This window comes from Streptomyces sp. NPDC107498 (assembly GCF_055582805.1).
Genome location: NZ_JBVJPE010000007.1, coordinates 176,159 through 193,256 on the forward strand (window position 1 = coordinate 176,159; position 17,098 = coordinate 193,256).

A 17,098-nucleotide genomic window follows, 5' to 3' on the forward strand; every position below is an offset into this window, starting at 1 on the left:
ACAGGAGGCTCGACATGGCCGGCCCTTCCGCAGCAGCCGCGCCCCGCCGCCGCCCCGTTCCCGGGGAGACGGGGCCCGCGTCCGACATCCACCCCGTCCCGCGCCGCTCCGCCGCCCCGCCCGCCGCCCTCGACCTCCTCGCCAAGTCCCACGCCGGACTCGCCGAGGCCGCCGCCCTCGACCGCCCCCACGAGCGGTACGCCACCGCCCACCTCGCCGCCCTGCGCGCCGCGGCCGCCGTGCTCGCCGCCCGGAGCAGGCCCGAGGCCGACCCCCGCCGCCGGCAGCGGATACGGAGCGCCTGGGAGATCCTCGCCGAACTGGCGCCCGAGCTGACCGAATGGAGCGCCCTCTTCGCCGCCGGCGCCCAGCGCCGGGCCCGCGCCGAGGCCGGCATCAGCGGCGCGGCCACCCGGCGCGAGGCCGACGACCTGCTCAGGGACGCCGGGCACTTCCTGCGCCTGGTCGAGCGGCTGCTCGCCCTCCAGCCCCCACCGCCCCGCCGGCCCGGGGCCGACGGGGCCGGAGGATGATCCGAAAGGCGGGGACGAGGCCATAGGGTGGGGAGCGTCCGTACCCGTCACCGAGGAGTCAACAACCGTGCCGGACCCTTCCCCTGTCTTCGGTCGAGAGGCGTCGTCGCGTCCGTCGCGCGCCTCCCTGCGTACCGCCGTCGTCTGGGACGTCCTCAAAGACGCCCTGGACCGCCGGGTCGAGGCGACCGGGAAGGACAGCCTCGACGTCCTCGACACGGGCGGCGGCTCCGGGAACTTCGCGGTGCCGGTGGCCCGCCTCGGCCACCGGGTCACCGTCGTCGACCCCAGCCCCAACGCGCTCTTCGCGCTGGAGCGCCGGGCCGCCGAGGCCGGCGTCGCCGACCTCGTCACCGGCGTCCAAGGCGACATCCGCGGCCTCTTCGACGTGGTCGGGCGCGAGGAGTACGACACCGTGCTCTGCCACGGCGTCCTGGAGTACGTCGACGACCCCGCCGAGGGCGTGCGGAACGCGACCGCCGCGCTCCGCCCCGCCGGCAGCCTCAGCCTGCTCGCCGCCGGGGTCGGCGGCGCCGTCCTGGCCCGCGCCCTCGCCGGCCACTTCACCGAGGCCCGGCACGCGCTCGACGACCCCGCCGGCCGCTGGGGCGCCGGTGACCCCGTGCCCCGGCGCTTCACCGCCGAGCAGCTCACCGGGCTCGCCGACGGGGCCGGACTCCAGGTCGGCGCCGTGCACGGCGTCCGGGTCTTCGCCGACCTGGTGCCCGGCGTCCTCGTCGACACCGAGCCCGGCGCCGCCGAGGCCCTGCTCAAGCTGGAGGCGGCCGCGGCGGAGCTGCCCTCCTTCCACGCCATCGCCACCCAGCTGCACCTTCTCGGCGAGAAGCGGGCCTGAGCGGGACGCCCGCGCGCGGCGCCCACCCGCGCGGCGCCGGGATGCCGGGCGCTCCATGGAGTACGCCACAGCCCGCCCGATGAGGGGCTCCGCCCCGTATGATCGGGGGACAGCATCCGGCATGACGGGGAAGGGGCTGGGGAATCAACGCCTCAGCAACCGATCCGCATGGCGGCCCGGATTGGCTATTCGGCATTGAGGGCGGGTTTCACGGGGGCGATTCCCTGCCTATCCTGAAAGGGCCGCAAACCGGTCGCCCCCGCGACCGACGACTAGGAGGACTCCGTGCCGCTCTCGGAGCACGAGCAGCGAATGCTCGAGCAGATGGAGCGAGCGCTGTACGCCGAAGATCCCAAGTTCGCGACAGCGCTCGAGGGAAGCGGACTGCGTACGTACACCCGGCGACGGGTCTACCAGGCAGTCGCCGGCTTCCTGGTGGGTATCGCGCTCCTCATGGCCGGAATGGTCGCACAGCAGATCTGGATCAGCGTGGTGGGATTCCTCGTCATGCTGGGCTGCGCGGTCCTGGCGATCACCGGATGGCGCAAGGCGCCGAAGCCGGGTGAGCAGCGGGCCAGAGGCGGGACGGCGGCCGGTGGCCGTCAGACCCGGCAGCGACGCTCCATGATGAACCGGATCGAGGAGCGGTGGCAGCGCCGCCGTGACGAGCAGCAGGGCGGCGGCCACTGACGGCGCCCGAGCGGTAGCCCCGCCCCCTCCGAAACGACCGAGCCCCGCAGGACACCTTTCCTGCGGGGCTCGTCCCGTGCCCGGACCTGCGGCGGGTGCGGTGCCGCGCCCGGCGGGGCGGCGCCCTCCCCGCACCCCCGTATGGGCCCGCGCGCTCCGGGGCGGTGCCCCCCTCGCCCACCGCCGTGTGGGCAATCGTTCCGCTGGGGCGGGACGGGTGGGCACACGGGACGGCGCCCATAGCGGCGCCTCCGCCTTCCGCGCCTGGACCCGTACCGGCAGCGCGGCGCGCAACAGGGTGCGGGTCAGGGCGCGGGAGCCTCGGGCGCCGGCAAGGGCGCCGTTCCGTTGTGCCCACCCGTCCCGCCCTGCGGGACGATTGCCCACAACGGGGTGGGCGGGGGCATCGCCTCCACGGAACGACCGTTCACAACGGGGCCCCGGTCGCGCGGTCAGTTCGCCTCGCGGGGGCCCCGGCGGAGGAGGCCCGACGCTCGGGTTCTCACCGCCTCGGTACCGGCCGACCAGCGGAGCGTCGCGGTCGCCCAGCGGGACGACGCCGTCCAGCGGAGACGGGCGGCCGAGCGGGGCACCAGAAGAGCGCGGAGCCGGCCGCGGCGGTCGGCGCCCGCGTGGAAACCGGCCCGGACCCGCGCGGCCTCGGCGGCCAGGCCCACGACGGGCTGCGGCCGGGGCGCGTACAGCACCTCCTCCACCGCCCGCGCCACCCGGTGCACCGCGTCCGCGGGCTCGCCCCGCAGCTCACCCAGGCGGACGATCCGCGCCGCCGACTTCCTCGGCGTCAGGGAGTCGTCCGGCTCGACCCCGTGGTCCCAGGCCGTGTCGTTGATCTCCTCCCAGACCGCGAGCACGTCCGAGCCGAGCCGCCGGGCCCGGACCCGGGACCGCCACAGCAGCGGGAGGAAGGGGACGGAGAGGAGGAGCACGGCCGCGAGGGACAGCAGCGCCACCGTCAGGGGGTCGGGGCCCGAGCCGTCCGAGGACACTCCGGCCACCGCCTCGTCCGGGCCGCAGTCGCCGAGCTTCCGCTCCTGCGGAGTGCAGCTCGCCGAGGCGCTCGGCGCGACGGACGGCTGCGCCGAGGCGCTCTGCCGCGGCTGCGCGGGCCCGGTGGCCGTGCCCGAGGGCGTGTTCTGCCGGGTGTACGAGGGGGTGGAGCCCCGCGAGGGGGTCGGCTCGAACCGGGTCCACCCGGCACCCTCGAAGTACAGCTCGGGCCAGGCGTGCGCGTCCCGGATGCCGACGGAGACCGAGCCGTCGGTCTGGGTCGTGCCCGGCATGAAGCCCACGGCCACGCGGGCCGGGATGCCGAGGGAGCGGGCCATCGCCGCCATGGAGAAGGAGAAGTGGACGCAGAAGCCCTCCTTGTCCCTCAGGAAGCGGGAGATCGCCTGCACGCCGGTGCCGGACACCACGTCGACGTCGTAGCGGAAGCCGCCGTCCTGGGCGAACCAGTCCTGGAGCTTCACCGCCTTCTCGTAGTCGTCGCGCGCGCCCTTGGTGACCGACAGGGCCGTCGCCCGCACGTCGGCGGGCAGCGACGCGGGCACCTTGGTGTACTCGCGGCGCAGCTTCTCCGGAGCGGGCCCGGCACCGGCCAGCTGCTCGGCCGTCGGCTGCACGTCCAGGCTGGCGACCTGGTAGCGGGCGCCCTTGGTGGTCTGCTTGGCGTCGCCGACGAGCATCCGGCCGGCCGGCTCGTACCGCCAGCGGCCGTCGATGTCGACCCGGCCGGCCGGGTACGGCATGGGCAGCCACTTCTGCTCGTACGCCTCGGAGGCGACGAAGTTGCTGGTCACCTCGGTGATCTTGACGCTCTGGGAGAGGCCGTCCGGCCAGGGCAGCTGCCCCGGCACGTCCTCGATCGGGCGGACCGAAGACTTCCACGAGGTGCCGTCGAACTGGTCGAGCGCGACGAGCCGCAGGTACATGCCGCTGGTGTCGCGGGCGTTGGTCCGGTAGCGGATGACCTCGCGGTCCTCCGGCTGGCGCAGGTTGTTCTGGAGGGAGACCAGCGGGTTCACGGCGGAGATCGTGCCGCCCTTGCCGGCGCCCCCGCCCCCCTCGCCGTTGCCGCCGAGGAAACCGCCGGAGAAGCCCGGCAGCGCGAGCGGTGCCACCAGCGCGACGCCCATGGCGACGGCGCCGATCCGGCGGCCGGTGCGGACCGGGGCGAAGGCGGGGCCGCCGGCGGCGACGGCCGAGCCGGGGCGCCCGGAGCGCTGGGCGCCGCCGAAGACCCGGCCCCACTGGGAGAGCCGGTCACGGCCCTCGGCGAGGAGCAGCAGCAGATAGCCGGAGGCCGCGAGGAGGAACCAGAGCCGGCCCGCGCCGCCGCCGGAGAGCCCGGCGGCCACCGAGTACAGGGCGAGCAGCGGCAGGCCGGCCGGCGCCGCCTTGCGGAAGGTGACCGCGAGGGCGTCCACCAGGAGCCCGATCGCGACGACGCCGCCGACCAGCATGAGCCGGATGCCCTCGGTGTCGGGCGCGGGGATCGCGTACCGCCCGACGTCCTCGGCGCCCGCCCGGAACAGCTCGACGGCGTGGGTGAAGGCCTCGGGGCCGGGGAGGAGCCAGAGGAGGGCCTGCTCCCGGGCGAAGAACAGGGTCAGCGCGAGGAGCACGGTGACGGTCTGGGCGAGCAGGGTCAGCGGCCGGGCCAGCGGCACCCGTCGCGCCAGCGCGCCCACCCCGCTCACCAGGGCGAGGACGAAGGCCGCCGTGAAGATCCAGGTCGCCGGCTTCACCAGGGGGAGCAGCGCCCCGGCCGCCATCAGGGTGGCGCCCCAGGAAGCGAGCGTCAGCCGTGTGCGGCCGCTCATGACCATCCTCCGTAGGTGTCGGCGGCGGCGGTCTCCGGACGGAGCCCGGCCGCCTGCTGCCACAGGTCGGCGAGCGGGGCGCCGGGCGGCACGGCGAGCGCCGTCCAGCCCGCCTCCCGCAGCTGCCGCACCCGGTCCTCGACGGCTCCGGCGACCGCGCCGCCGGTGAGCCAGGTGCCGGAGTCCAGGACGAAGGCGACGGCCGCGCCGGACCGTCCGCGCATCCGGGCGGTGAGGGCCGCCTGCTCCTCGTCGAGGTCGCCGAGGAAGGCGATGAGCAGCCCGTCGCCGCCGCCGCGCAGCACGTCCGAGGCGCGGGAGAGCCCGCCCCCCTCGGAGTGGTCGACGACCGCGAGGGTGTCCATCATCAGCCCGGCCGCCTCGGCCGAGTCCTGTGCCGAGCCGGCGAAGCCCTCGGAGCCCTCGCCGGGGATCGCGCTGCCGGTGTCGGTGAGCAGCCGGACCGCGTAGCCGCGCTCCAGCATGTGGACGAGCGCGGAGGCGGTGCCGGAGACCGCCCACTCGAAGGCGGAGTCGGGTCCCGCGCCCTGGAAGGCGATCCGGCGGGTGTCGAGGAGGACGGTGCAGCGGGCCCGCTGGGGCAGCTCCTCGCGGCGGACCATCAGCTCGCCGTAGCGGGCGGTGGAGCGCCAGTGGACCCGGCGCAGGTCGTCGCCGTGGCGGTAGGTGCGCGGGATGACGTCGTCGTCGCCGGCGAGCGCGAGGGAGCGCGACTGCCCGTCCCCGTACCCCGAGGCCTCGCCGAAGAGCTTCACCGGCGGGAGGGCCTCGGTCCGGGGCACGACGGTGAGGGTGTCGTACGCGCTGAAGGAGCGGGTCAGCTCGCACATGCCGAAGGGGTCGTTGAGCCGCAGCTGGAGGGGGCCCAGCGGAAAGCGGCCGCGCAGGTCGGAACGGACCCGGTAGGACACCTCGCGCCGCCCGCCGGCCTCGACCCGGTCGAGGACGAAGCGGGGGCGGGGCCCCAGCATGTACGGCACGTGGTCCTGGAGCATCAGGAGGCCGGTGGGGAGCTTGGAGACGTTCTCCATCCGCAGCTGGACCCGCGCCTCGGTGCCGGTCTCCACCCGCTGGGGGGTGAGCCGGCGGGAGGCGGCGACCCGGTAGCGGGTCCGGTGCAGCACGAGGACGCAGATCAGCGGCAGGGCGGCGAGCAGCAGCCCGACGCGCAGCAGGTCGGCCTGGCCGAGGACGTACGCGCAGGCGGCGGCGGCCACCCCCGCAGCGAGGAAGGAGCGGCCGCGGGTGGTGAGACCGCCGAAGGCGGCCCGCAGTCCGCCCCGGTCGTCCTCGTCGCCCCGCTGTCCGTCCGGCACGGCGCCACTCATCACAGCCGCCGGGCGCCGGGCTGCTGCTGGCCGTAGAGCGGTCCGGAGGGCGGGGCCGCGGCCGGGACGGGGGTGCGCTGCAGGATGTCCTGGACGACCTGCTCGGCGGTGCGGCGGTTCAGCTGGGCCTGCGCCGTCGGCAGCAGTCGGTGGGCGAGGACGGGCGGGGCGAGGGCCTGGAGGTCGTCGGGCAGGACGTACTCCCGGCCGCTGAGCGCCGCGGAGGCCTTGGCGGCCCGCAGCAGGTGGAGCGTGGCCCGGGGGGAGGCGCCGAGCCGCAGGTCGGGGTGGGTGCGGGTGGCGGCGACGATGTCGACCGCGTACCGGCGGACGGCGTCGGCGACGTGGACCCCGCGCACCGCGTCGATCAGCTTGAGGACGTCGTGGGCGTGGGCGACCGGCTGGAGGTCGTCCAGCGGGGAGACCGAGCCGTGCACGTCGAGCATCCGGAGTTCGGCCTCGGCGCTCGGGTAGCCGATGGAGACCCGGGCCATGAAGCGGTCGCGCTGGGCCTCGGGCAGCGGGTAGGTGCCCTCCATCTCGACCGGGTTCTGGGTGGCGACGACCATGAACGGGCTGGGCAGCTCGTACGTCTGGCCGTCGACCGTGACCTGGCGCTCCTCCATGGACTCCAGGAGCGCGGACTGGGTCTTCGGCGAGGCGCGGTTGATCTCGTCGCCGATCACGATCTGGGCGAAGATCGCGCCCGGCTTGAACTCGAAGTCCCGCTGCTGCTGGTCGAAGATCGACACGCCGGTGACGTCCGAGGGCAGCAGGTCGGGGGTGAACTGGATGCGGCGCACCGAGCAGTCGATGGACCGGGCCAGCGTCTTGGCGAGCATGGTCTTGCCGACGCCGGGAACGTCCTCGATGAGGAGGTGCCCCTCGGCGAGCAGCACGGTCAGCGAAAGCCGCACGACCTCGGGCTTGCCCTCGATCACACTCTCCACCGATCGGCGGACTCGCTCCACAGTGGTGGTCAGATCAGCGAGGCTCGCTCGATCGTCATAGGTCGTCACCCCGGCCCTCCTCGGCCTTTCGGAACTGTCGTCCGAGCATTGTTGTTGGCCCGGCGGGGCCGTGTCACTCGCCTGCTGACAAGTGAGAGGGAAATGCCGGGGTTTGGTGCGTTGTGCCGGGTCGATCTCGCGCGGCGGACCGGTCGTGACGTCGAGGGCGAAGCCGCGGACGCCGTCGGGACGCGGCAGGAAGGGGGAGGTCCGCCCCCGCCGCGTCGACTGCCGGACGACCAGAAGGACTCGACGGGCCTCGTTGTGAGCCGTGCCACAGGCACGTGCGGCTCCACCCCCGAACGGGTGAGCCGTCCGGAACGTCCGGCCCGGCCGCCGACGCCGGGCGACGCGCCAGTCGGTTGGTTGACCGGCGGGTCCCGTGGACTAAAGTGACGCGGAGTTCACGGAGACAACGAGCGATTTCCCGCGGTTTCTCCCCCCGTGTGTGCGGCGGTACCTCCGGCTCGGCCTCCGCCCGCGGTACGTGCCTCCGCGCCGGACCTGAGAGGGCGCATTGAGCAACGACCGACACGTCCCGGTGATGCTCCAGCGGTGCCTGGACATGTTGGCCCCCGCACTGCAGCGCCCCGGCGCGGTCGTCGTCGACTGCACCCTGGGTCTCGGCGGCCACAGCGAGGCCCTGCTGGAGCGGTTCCCCGAGGCGCGGCTCGTCGCCCTCGACCGCGACAAGGAGGCCCTGCGGCTCTCCGGCGAGCGGCTCGCCCCGTACGGGGACCGGGCCACGCTCGTCCACGCCGTGTACGACGAGCTGCCCGAGGTCCTCGACCGGCTCGGCATCCCGAAGGTGGACGGCGTCCTCTTCGACCTGGGCGTCTCCTCCATGCAGCTGGACGAGGCCGACCGCGGCTTCGCCTACGCCCAGGACGCCCCGCTCGACATGCGCATGGACCAGACGACCGGCATCAGCGCGGCCGAGGTCCTCAACACCTACCCAGCGGGCGAGCTGGTCCGGATCCTGCGCGCGTACGGCGAGGAGAAGCAGGCCAAGCGGATCGTCTCCGCGATCGTGCGCGAGCGCGAGAAGGAGCCCTTCACCAACAGCGCCCGGCTCGTCGAGCTCATCCGCGACGCACTGCCGCAGGCCGCCAAGCGCACCGGTGGCAACCCGGCCAAGCGCACCTTCCAGGCCCTGCGCATCGAGGTCAACCACGAGCTCGACAGCGTCGAGAAGGCCGTCCCGGCCGCCGTGAAGGCCCTCGCCGTCGGCGGACGGGTCGTCGTCCTGTCGTACCAGTCCCTGGAGGACCGGATCGTGAAGGGCGTCTTCGCGGCCGGTGCGGCGACCACCGCCCCGCCCGGGCTGCCGGTCGTCCCCGAGAAGTACCAGCCCCGGCTGAAGCTGCTCACCCGGGGCGCCGAGCTGCCCACGGAGGAGGAGGTCGCCGAGAACCGGCGCGCCGCTCCCGCCCGGCTCCGGGGCGTCGAGCGCATCCGGGAAGACGTCCTGTGAGCACGGCGAAGGGGCCCCTCAAAGGGCGGGCCGAGCGGCTCGGCCGGCTCATGCCGTCGGGGCCCAGCTCGGCCGCCCGCACCCCCTTCGTCCTGCTCGTCGTCGTCCTGCTCGGCGGCGGGCTGATCAGCCTGCTCCTGCTGAACTCGGCCCTCAACCAGGGCTCCTTCAAACTGAACGAGCTCAAGGACAGGACCACCGAGCTCACCGACGAGGAGCAGGCGCTCCAGCGGGACGTCGACGACTACGCGGCCCCCGACGCCCTGGAGCGGCGGGCCCGCGAGCTCGGCATGGTCCCCGGCGGCAGCCCCGCCTTCCTCGGCCCGGACGGCAAGGTGCTGGGCGAGCCCTCGGTCGCGGTCGCCCCCGAGCCGACCCCGAAGCCGACGCCCGCGCCGAAGCCCCCGGTGACCTCCGGGGCCGCACCCGCCACCCGGACCGACACCACCCGCACCTCCGGCCTCCCCGTGACCCCCGGTACGTTCGAGAGCCGGGCCGGCACCGGAACGGCCCCGGCGCACACCGGCACGGGTCCGACCGGCGCCCTCCCCACCGGCGGGAGCCCCACCGGCGTCCTTCCCGCCGGCCCGGGTCCCGCCGGCACCGAGCAGACGCGGACGGCGCCCGCACCCGAGCCCCTACCACCCTTCGGCAGGTGACCGAGCAGTGCCTCCCAAGGATCCCCCGGGCCGTCGCGTCCCCGGTCCCGCCCGGCCCGCCCGCCCCCGGCCCGCCTCCGCCGGGGCCCGGACGCCCGGAGCCCGTCCGTCCGGAGCCCGTCCGTCCCGGCCCGCTCCGCGCCCGGCGGCGAAGCGGCCCGCGGCCCGGCCCCCGGCCCGGCAGCCCCGCACCATCCGGCTCGGCAACCCCCGGCCCCGGCTGCGGCTGATCTCCCTCGGCCTGACCCTCGTCATGCTGGTCTTCGTGGTGCGGCTGCTCCAGGTCCAGGCCGTCGACGCCAGCGCGTACGCCGCCAAGGCCGACAAGTACCGCTTCCAGGAGTACACGCTCTCCGCCGAGCGGGGCGAGATCACCGACCGCAACGGCATCGCGCTCGCCGCCAGCGTCGACGCGTACGACATCACCGCCGACCCCAAGCTCTTCACCCGCGAGGAGTCGAAGACCGTCGACGCCCCCGAGCAGGCGGCCGCGCTCCTCGCCCCGATCCTCGGCAAGCAGCCCGCCGAGCTCGCGAAGAAGCTCCGCACCCCCAAGTCCCGCTACACCCTGCTCGCCCGCAAGCAGACCCCGCAGGTCTGGAACCAGATCAAGGACCTCAAGCGGGTCTACGGGCAGAAGGCCCAGGCCGTCGGCGGGAACGGGATCAACCTCCTCGGCGGCGTCCTCAGCGAGCCCAGCACCAAGCGCGTGTACCCGAACGGCGAACTCGCCGCCGGGATACTGGGATACGTCAACGCCGAGGGCCGCGGCGCCGGCGGCCTGGAGTCCATGCTCGACCGGGAACTCGCCGGCAAGGACGGCAAGATCCGCTTCACCCAGTCCGGCGGCCGCCAGGTGCCCACCGCGGGCTCCCAGGGCACCCCCGCCGTCCCCGGCTCCGACATCGAGCTGACCATCGACCGGGACATCCAGTGGGCCGCCCAGCGGGCCATCACCGAGCAGGTGGAGAAGTCCAAGGCCGACCGCGGCTACGTCGTCGTGCAGGACACCCGGACCGGCGAGGTCCTCGCCATGGCGAACGCCCCCGGCTTCGACCCCAACGACCTCTCCGCCGCCAACTCCGCCGCCATGGGCAACGCCGCCCTCCAGGACGCCTACGAGCCCGGCTCCACCAGCAAGATCATGTCCATGGCCGCCGTCCTGGAGGAGGGCAAGGCCGCCCCCGACACCCACGTCACCGTCCCCAACCGGCTCCACCGCGGCGACCGGCTCTTCAAGGACGACGTCGACCACAAGACCTGGTACCTGACCCTCAACGGGGTCCTCGCCAGGTCCAGCAACATCGGCACCATCCTCGCCACCGGCCAACTCGGCTCCACCCAGGCCGAGTCCAACCGGATCCTCCACTCCTACCTGCGCAAGTTCGGCATCGGCAGCCCCACCGGCCTGCACTACCCGGGGGAGACGCCGGGCATCCTCGCCAAGCCGCAGGACTGGTCCACCTCGCAGCAGTACACGATCCCCTTCGGCCAGGGACTCTCCGTCAGCGCCATGCAGGCCGCCTCCGTCTACTCGACCATCGCCAACGGAGGCGTACGGATCGAGCCGACCCTCGTGCGCGGCACCAAGGGGCCCGACGGGCGCTTCGCCGCGGCCGCCGCGCCCAAGGAGTCCCGGGTCGTCAGCGAGAAGACCGCCAAGTCCCTCGCGCAGATGCTGGAGTCCGTCGTCGGCGACGAGGAGGGCACCGGCACCAAGGCCGCGATCCCCGGCTACCGCGTCGCGGGCAAGACCGGCACCGCCAACCGCGTCGACCCCGAACTCGGCCGCTACAAGGGATACACCGCCTCCTTCGCCGGCTTCGCCCCCGCCGACGCCCCTCGGATCACCGTCTACTGCTCCATCCAGAACCCCACCAAGGGCAACTACTTCGGCGGCCAGATCTGCGGACCCATCTACAAGAAGGTCATGGAGTTCGCCCTGAAGACCCTCCACGTCGCCCCGACGGGCAGCGCACCCGCCCGACTGCCGGTCACCTTCGAACCCACCCCGTGACACTCCGGGAGCACCAGTGACAACGATCACCCCCCATTCCGGGAACCGGAAATCGAACTCCGGCGAGGCCCCGGGCTCTTTTGGCCCCGCACAGGGTGCGCCCGGTACGCTCACCGCCGTGCCACACGCTGATCAGTACCGAAACGCCCCACCCCGGCCGGAGCAGGCCCGCCCCACACCCCTGGGCGACCTGGCCGCGCAGCTCGGGGTCGACGCCCCGCAGGACGCCGAGATCTCGGGCATCACGCACGACTCGCGGGCCGTGCGCCCCGGGGACGTGTACGCGGCCCTGCCCGGTGCCCGCGCGCACGGCGCGGACTTCGTCGCCCAGGCCGCGGGGCTCGGAGCCGCCGCGATCCTCACCGACCCGACGGGAGCCGAGCGCGCCGCCGCGACCGGCCTCCCGGTCCTCGTCGTGGAGAACCCGCGCGGCCGGATGGGCGAACTCGCGGCCGCGATCTACGGACGCCCCGGCGAGGACCTCCTCCAGATCGGCATCACCGGCACCTCGGGGAAGACCACCACCGCGTACCTCGTCGAAGGCGGGCTGCGCGGCTCCGGCCGGAGGACCGGCCTGGTCGGCACCGTCGAGATGCGGATCGGCGACGAGCGCATCAAGTCCGAGCGCACCACCCCCGAGGCCACCGACCTCCAGGCGCTCTTCGCCGTCATGCGCGAGCGGGGCGTCGAGGCCGTCGCCATGGAGGTCTCCAGCCACGCCCTGGTGCTCGGCCGGGTCGACGGCTGCGTCTTCGACGTCGCCGTCTTCAACAACCTCAGCCCGGAGCACATGGAGTTCCACTCCGACATGGAGGACTACTTCCAGGCCAAGGCCGGGCTCTTCACACCCGCGCGCAGCCGCCTGGGCGTGGTCAACCTCGACGACGCGTACGGCCGCAGGCTCGTCGCGGAGGCCACCGTCCCGGTCGTCACCTTCTCCGCCGAGGGCCGCGCCGAGGCCGACTGGCGCGCCGAGGACCTCGTCCTCGGCTCCCACGACTCGACGTTCACCGCCGTCGGCCCCGAGGGGGAGCGGATTCCGGCCACCGCCCCGCTGCCCGGCCCGTTCAACGTCGCCAACACCCTCGCCGCGATCGCCACCCTCGCCGCCGCCGGCCTGGACCCGAAGGCCGCGGCCGAGGGGGTCGCCGCCGTCCCCGGCGTCCCGGGCCGCCTGGAGCGGGTCGACGCCGGCCAGCCCTACCTCGCGGTCGTCGACTACGCGCACAAGACGGACGCCGTGGAATCGGTCCTGCGCTCCCTGCGCGAGGTCACCGAGGGCCGGCTGCACGTGGTCATCGGCTGCGGCGGCGACCGGGACACCACCAAGCGCGGCCCGATGGGCGCCGCCGCCGCCCGGCTCGCCGACACCGCTGTCCTGACCTCCGACAACCCCCGCTCCGAGGACCCCCTGGTGATCCTCGGCGCCATGCTCGCCGGTGCCGCCGAGGTGCCGGCGGAGGAGCGCGGCCACGTCCTGGTCGAACCCGACCGGGCCGCCGCCGTCGCCGCCGCCGTCGCCCGCGCGCGGCCCGGCGACACCGTCCTGGTCGCCGGCAAGGGCCACGAGCAGGGCCAGGAGACCGCCGGGGTCGTCCGCCCCTTCGACGACCGCGAGGTCCTGCGCGCGGCGATCCTCGAACAGAACGCCCCGGCCGCCCCGGCGGACGAAGGCGCCGAAGCCAGCCACGAGAACAGTCAGGGATGAAGCAGTGATCGCCCTCTCCCTCGCCGAGATCGCCGAAATCGTCGGCGGGCAGGCGCACGACATACCGGATCCGGCCACCCGGATCACCGGGCCCGTCGTCATCGACTCCCGCGAGGTGCGGGCCGGCAGCCTCTTCGCGGCCTTCGCCGGTGAGCGCGTCGACGGCCACGACTACGCGGAGCGCGCCGTCGAGGCGGGAGCGGCGGCCGTGCTCGCCGCCCGCCCCGTCGGCGTCCCCGCCATCGTCGTCGACGACGTCCAGGCCGCGCTGGGGGCCCTCGCCCGCGCGGTCGTGGAACGGCTCGGCACCGATGTCGTCGCCCTCACCGGCTCGGCCGGCAAGACCTCCACGAAGGACCTGATCGCCCAGGTCCTCGACCGGCACGCGCCCACCGTGTGGACGCCGGGTTCGCTCAACAACGAGATCGGCCTGCCGCTCACGGCGCTCCGCGCGAGCGACGAGACCCGGCACCTGGTCCTGGAGATGGGCGCCCGCGGCATCGGCCACATCCGCTACCTCACGGAGCTCACCCCGCCCCGCATCGGCCTCGTCCTCAACGTGGGCACCGCCCACATCGGCGAGTTCGGCGGCCGGGAGCAGATCGCCCAGGCGAAGGGCGAGCTCGTCGAGTCCCTGCCGTCCGCCGAGGACGGCGGCATCGCGGTCCTCAACGCCGACGATCCGTTCGTCCGCGCCATGGCGAGCCGCACCAAGGCCCGCGTGACCCTGTTCGGCGAAGCGGACGAAGCGGCCGTACGGGCCGAGAACGTCCACCTCACAGAGACCGGACAGCCCTCTTTCCGGCTTCACACACCCACCGGGTGCAGCGACGTGACCTTGCGCCTGTACGGTGAGCACCACGTGTCGAACGCGCTCGCAGCGGCCGCCGTCGCGCACGAGCTGGGCATGCCTGTCGAAGAGATCGCCACCGCGCTCTCCGAGGCCGGCACCCTGTCGCGCTGGCGCATGGAGGTCACCGAGCGTCCGGACGGCGTGACGATCGTCAACGACGCCTACAACGCGAACCCCGAGTCCATGCGAGCCGCCCTGCGCGCGCTCGCGGCCATGGGCAGGGCCGCACAGGCCCGAGGGGCTCGTACGTGGGCGGTGCTCGGCAAGATGGCCGAGCTCGGTGACGCATCGCTCGTCGAGCACGACGCGGTCGGACGGCTCGCCGTCCGGCTCAACGTCAGCAAGCTCGTCGCGGTCGGGGGCAGGGAAGCGTCCTGGCTGCAACTGGGCGCATATAACGAGGGTTCGTGGGGTGAGGAGTCGGTGCACGTGTCCGACGCGCAGGCGGCTGTCGACCTGTTGCGCAGTGAGCTGCGCCCGGGGGACGTCGTCCTTGTGAAGGCTTCCAGGTCGGTCGGTCTCGAACAGGTCGCGCTGGCGCTCCTCGACACCGAGGGCGAGGTCACCGGCCGATGAGGCAGATCCTCTTCGCGGGGGCCATCGGGCTCTTCCTGACCCTGATCGGCACGCCGCTGCTGATCAAGCTCCTTGCGCGCAAGGGGTACGGGCAGTTCATCCGGGACGACGGCCCGCGCGGTCACGCCGGGAAGAAGGGCACGCCCACCATGGGCGGCATCTCCTTCATCCTGGCCACGCTCATCGCGTACGCGCTGGCCAAGGTCATCACCGGCGAGGACCCGACGTACTCGGGCGTCCTGGTGCTGTTCCTCATGGCCGGCATGGGCCTGGTGGGCTTCCTCGACGACTACATCAAGATCGTCAAGCAGCGGTCGCTCGGTCTGCGGGCCAAGGCGAAGATGGCCGGGCAGCTGATCGTCGGCATCGCCTTCGCCGTGCTCGCGCTGCAGTTCGCGGACCTGCGCGGGCTCACCCCCGCCTCCACGAAGCTCTCCTTCATCGCGGACTTCGGCTGGGCCATCGGCCCGGTGCTCTTCGTGGTCTGGGCGCTCTTCATGATCCTGGCCATGTCCAACGGCGTGAACCTGACGGACGGCCTGGACGGCCTGGCCACCGGTGCCTCGGTGATGGTCTTCGGCGCGTACACCTTCATCGGGCTCTGGCAGTTCCAGGAGTCCTGTGCCAACGCGGTGACGCTGACCAACCCCAACGCCTGTTTCGAGGTCCGCGACCCGCTCGACCTCGCGGTCGTCGCCTCCGCGCTGATGGGAGCCTGTTTCGGCTTCCTCTGGTGGAACACCTCGCCCGCCAAGATCTTCATGGGCGACACCGGCTCGCTCGCCCTCGGCGGCGCCCTCGCCGGTCTCGCCATCTGCTCCCGTACGGAGCTCCTGCTGGCCCTGCTCGGCGGCCTGTTCGTGCTGATCACGATGTCCGTGGTCATCCAGGTCGGCTCGTTCAAGATGACCGGCAAGCGCGTCTTCCGGATGGCACCCCTCCAGCACCACTTCGAACTCAAGGGGTGGTCCGAGGTCCTGGTCGTCGTCCGGTTCTGGATCATCCAGGGCATGTGCGTGATCGTGGGCCTGGGCCTCTTCTACGCGGGATGGGCATCGGAAAAGTGACAGAACAGCCCGACTGGAACGGCAAGAAGGTCACCGTCGCGGGACTCGGCGTCTCCGGCATCCCGGCGGCCCGCGTCCTGCACGCCCGCGGCGCGCTCGTGACCGTCGTCAACGACGGCGACGACGAGCGCTCCCGGTCCCAGGCCGCGGAGCTGGAGGCGGAGGGCATCACCGTCCGCCTCGGCGACGGGGCCACCCTGCCGACCGGCACCGAGCTGATCGTCACCACCCCCGGCTGGCAGCCCGACAAGCCCCTCTTCGCGGCCGCCGCCGAGGCGGGCGTGGAGGTCTGGGGCGACGTCGAGCTCGCCTGGCGGCTCCGCGGCCCCGGAGCGGCGCCCTGGCTCGCGGTCACCGGCACCAACGGCAAGACCACGACCGTGCGGATGCTCGCCTCCATCCTGGAGGCGGCCGGCCTCAGGACCGCCGCCGTCGGCAACATCGGCGTCTCCCTGCTCGACGCCGTCCTCGGCGAGCAGGAGTACGACGTGCTCGCCGTCGAGCTCTCCAGCTACCAGCTCCACTGGGCCCCCTCCGTCCGCGCCCACTCGGCCGCCGTGCTCAACCTGGCGCCCGACCACCTCGACTGGCACGGCTCCATGGAGGCGTACGCCGCCGACAAGGGCCGGATCTACGAGGGCAACCGGGTCGCCTGCGTCTACAACGTCGCCGACCGGACGACCGAGGACCTGGTGCGCGAGGCCGACGTGGAGGAGGGCTGCCGGGCCATCGGCTTCACGCTCGGCACCCCCGGCCCCTCGCAGCTCGGCGTCGTCGAGGGCATCCTCGTCGACCGCGCCTTCGTCGAGAACCGGCAGAAGAACGCCCAGGAGCTCGCCGAGGTCTCCGACGTCCAGCCGCCGGCCCCGCACAACATCGCCAACGCCCTCGCCGCCGCCGCCCTCGCGCGCGCCTTCGGCGTCGAGGCGAAGGCCGTACGGGACGGCCTGAAGGCCTTCCGGCCCGACCCGCACCGCATCGAACTGGTCGAGGAGGTCGGGGGAGTCGCGTACGTCGACGACTCCAAGGCCACCAACACCCACGCCGCCGAAGCCTCGTTGGCCGCCTACGACCCGATCGTCTGGATCGCCGGAGGCCTCGCCAAGGGCGCGACCTTCGACGAGCTCGTCCAGCGGTCGGCGAAGCGCCTGCGCGGGGCCGTCCTGATCGGCGCCGACCGCGCCCTGATCCGGGAAGCCCTGGCGCGACACGCCCCGGAGGTCCCGGTGGTGGACCTCGACCGGACCGACACTGGGGCGATGTCCGAGGCGGTCCGCGAGGCGGCCCGGCTCGCCCGCCCGGGAGACACGGTCCTGCTCGCCCCGGCCTGCGCCTCGATGGACATGTTCACCAACTACAACAAGCGGGGCGAGGCCTTCGCGGACGCCGTCCGCGCCCTCGCCGCCACCGGGGACGCCTGACCCGACCAGCGGGAGGGTCCGGCCGGACCGGGCACGACTGGA

Annotated in this window: 13 protein-coding genes; 10 read left to right on the plus strand and 3 right to left on the minus strand. The window is 73.8% G+C overall.

Annotated elements, in window-relative coordinates:
• Positions 1-14: 14 nt before the first annotated feature.
• From ACZ66Z_RS15165 to ACZ66Z_RS15175, 3 genes are all read left to right on the plus strand, one after another.
• The gene (locus ACZ66Z_RS15165; protein ID WP_469934423.1) at positions 15-533 is read left to right on the plus strand and encodes an SAV_6107 family HEPN domain-containing protein; all 519 of its coding nucleotides are present in this window, start codon (positions 15-17) and stop codon (positions 531-533) included.
• A gap of 67 nt (positions 534-600) precedes the next feature.
• Entirely contained in the window at positions 601-1,389 is a 789-nt protein-coding gene (locus tag ACZ66Z_RS15170) for a methyltransferase (RefSeq protein WP_469934424.1), read from the plus strand.
• 285 nt (positions 1,390-1,674) lie between these two features.
• Entirely contained in the window at positions 1,675-2,079 is a 405-nt protein-coding gene (locus tag ACZ66Z_RS15175) for a DUF3040 domain-containing protein (protein ID WP_469934425.1), read from the plus strand.
• 452 nt (positions 2,080-2,531) lie between these two features.
• On the opposite strand, the gene ACZ66Z_RS15180 is transcribed toward ACZ66Z_RS15175, so the two are convergent.
• Genes ACZ66Z_RS15180 through ACZ66Z_RS15190 form a run of 3 tightly spaced genes read right to left on the minus strand, consistent with a single transcriptional unit; the run spans position 2,532 to position 7,290 of the window.
• Positions 2,532-4,922: a transglutaminase TgpA family protein gene (locus ACZ66Z_RS15180; RefSeq protein ID WP_469934426.1), complete on the minus strand. Its 2,391-nt coding sequence runs from the start codon at positions 4,920-4,922 to the stop codon at positions 2,532-2,534.
• Positions 4,919-6,271, minus strand: a complete 1,353-nt coding sequence (locus tag ACZ66Z_RS15185; RefSeq protein ID WP_469934427.1) for a DUF58 domain-containing protein — start codon at positions 6,269-6,271, stop codon at positions 4,919-4,921. The genes ACZ66Z_RS15180 and ACZ66Z_RS15185 overlap by 4 nt, the downstream gene beginning before the upstream one ends.
• The gene (locus tag ACZ66Z_RS15190) at positions 6,271-7,290 is read right to left on the minus strand and encodes an AAA family ATPase (protein WP_469934428.1); all 1,020 of its coding nucleotides are present in this window, start codon (positions 7,288-7,290) and stop codon (positions 6,271-6,273) included. Before ACZ66Z_RS15190 ends, ACZ66Z_RS15185 begins: the two co-directional genes overlap by 1 nt.
• A 508-nt stretch (positions 7,291-7,798) precedes the next feature.
• Between ACZ66Z_RS15190 and rsmH the strand changes: the two genes are divergently transcribed.
• The 7 genes from rsmH to murD are packed head-to-tail and all read left to right on the plus strand — an operon-like array spanning position 7,799 to position 17,056.
• Positions 7,799-8,755: a 16S rRNA (cytosine(1402)-N(4))-methyltransferase RsmH gene (rsmH, locus tag ACZ66Z_RS15195; protein ID WP_469934429.1), complete on the plus strand. Its 957-nt coding sequence runs from the start codon at positions 7,799-7,801 to the stop codon at positions 8,753-8,755.
• On the plus strand, positions 8,752-9,414 hold the full coding sequence (gene ftsL / locus ACZ66Z_RS15200) for a cell division protein FtsL (RefSeq protein ID WP_469934430.1): 663 nt from the start codon (positions 8,752-8,754) through the stop codon (positions 9,412-9,414). The genes rsmH and ftsL overlap by 4 nt, the downstream gene beginning before the upstream one ends.
• A gap of 7 nt (positions 9,415-9,421) precedes the next feature.
• Complete coding sequence (locus ACZ66Z_RS15205; protein ID WP_469934431.1) at positions 9,422-11,431, plus strand: peptidoglycan D,D-transpeptidase FtsI family protein; 2,010 nt, start codon at positions 9,422-9,424, stop codon at positions 11,429-11,431.
• A 16-nt stretch (positions 11,432-11,447) separates the two neighbouring features.
• Complete coding sequence (locus ACZ66Z_RS15210; RefSeq protein WP_469934432.1) at positions 11,448-13,139, plus strand: UDP-N-acetylmuramoyl-L-alanyl-D-glutamate--2,6-diaminopimelate ligase; 1,692 nt, start codon at positions 11,448-11,450, stop codon at positions 13,137-13,139.
• A gap of 4 nt (positions 13,140-13,143) precedes the next feature.
• Positions 13,144-14,568 carry a UDP-N-acetylmuramoyl-tripeptide--D-alanyl-D-alanine ligase gene (locus tag ACZ66Z_RS15215; protein ID WP_469934433.1) on the plus strand — a complete coding sequence of 475 codons (1,425 nt, stop codon included), beginning with the start codon at positions 13,144-13,146 and terminating at the stop codon, positions 14,566-14,568.
• On the plus strand, positions 14,565-15,635 hold the full coding sequence (gene mraY / locus ACZ66Z_RS15220; protein ID WP_093876542.1) for a phospho-N-acetylmuramoyl-pentapeptide-transferase: 1,071 nt from the start codon (positions 14,565-14,567) through the stop codon (positions 15,633-15,635). The genes ACZ66Z_RS15215 and mraY overlap by 4 nt, the downstream gene beginning before the upstream one ends.
• Positions 15,617-17,056 (plus strand): UDP-N-acetylmuramoyl-L-alanine--D-glutamate ligase, encoded by a 1,440-nt coding sequence (gene murD, locus ACZ66Z_RS15225; protein WP_469934434.1) that lies wholly within the window; start codon positions 15,617-15,619, stop codon positions 17,054-17,056. Before mraY ends, murD begins: the two co-directional genes overlap by 19 nt.
• Positions 17,057-17,098: the final 42 nt, after the last annotated feature.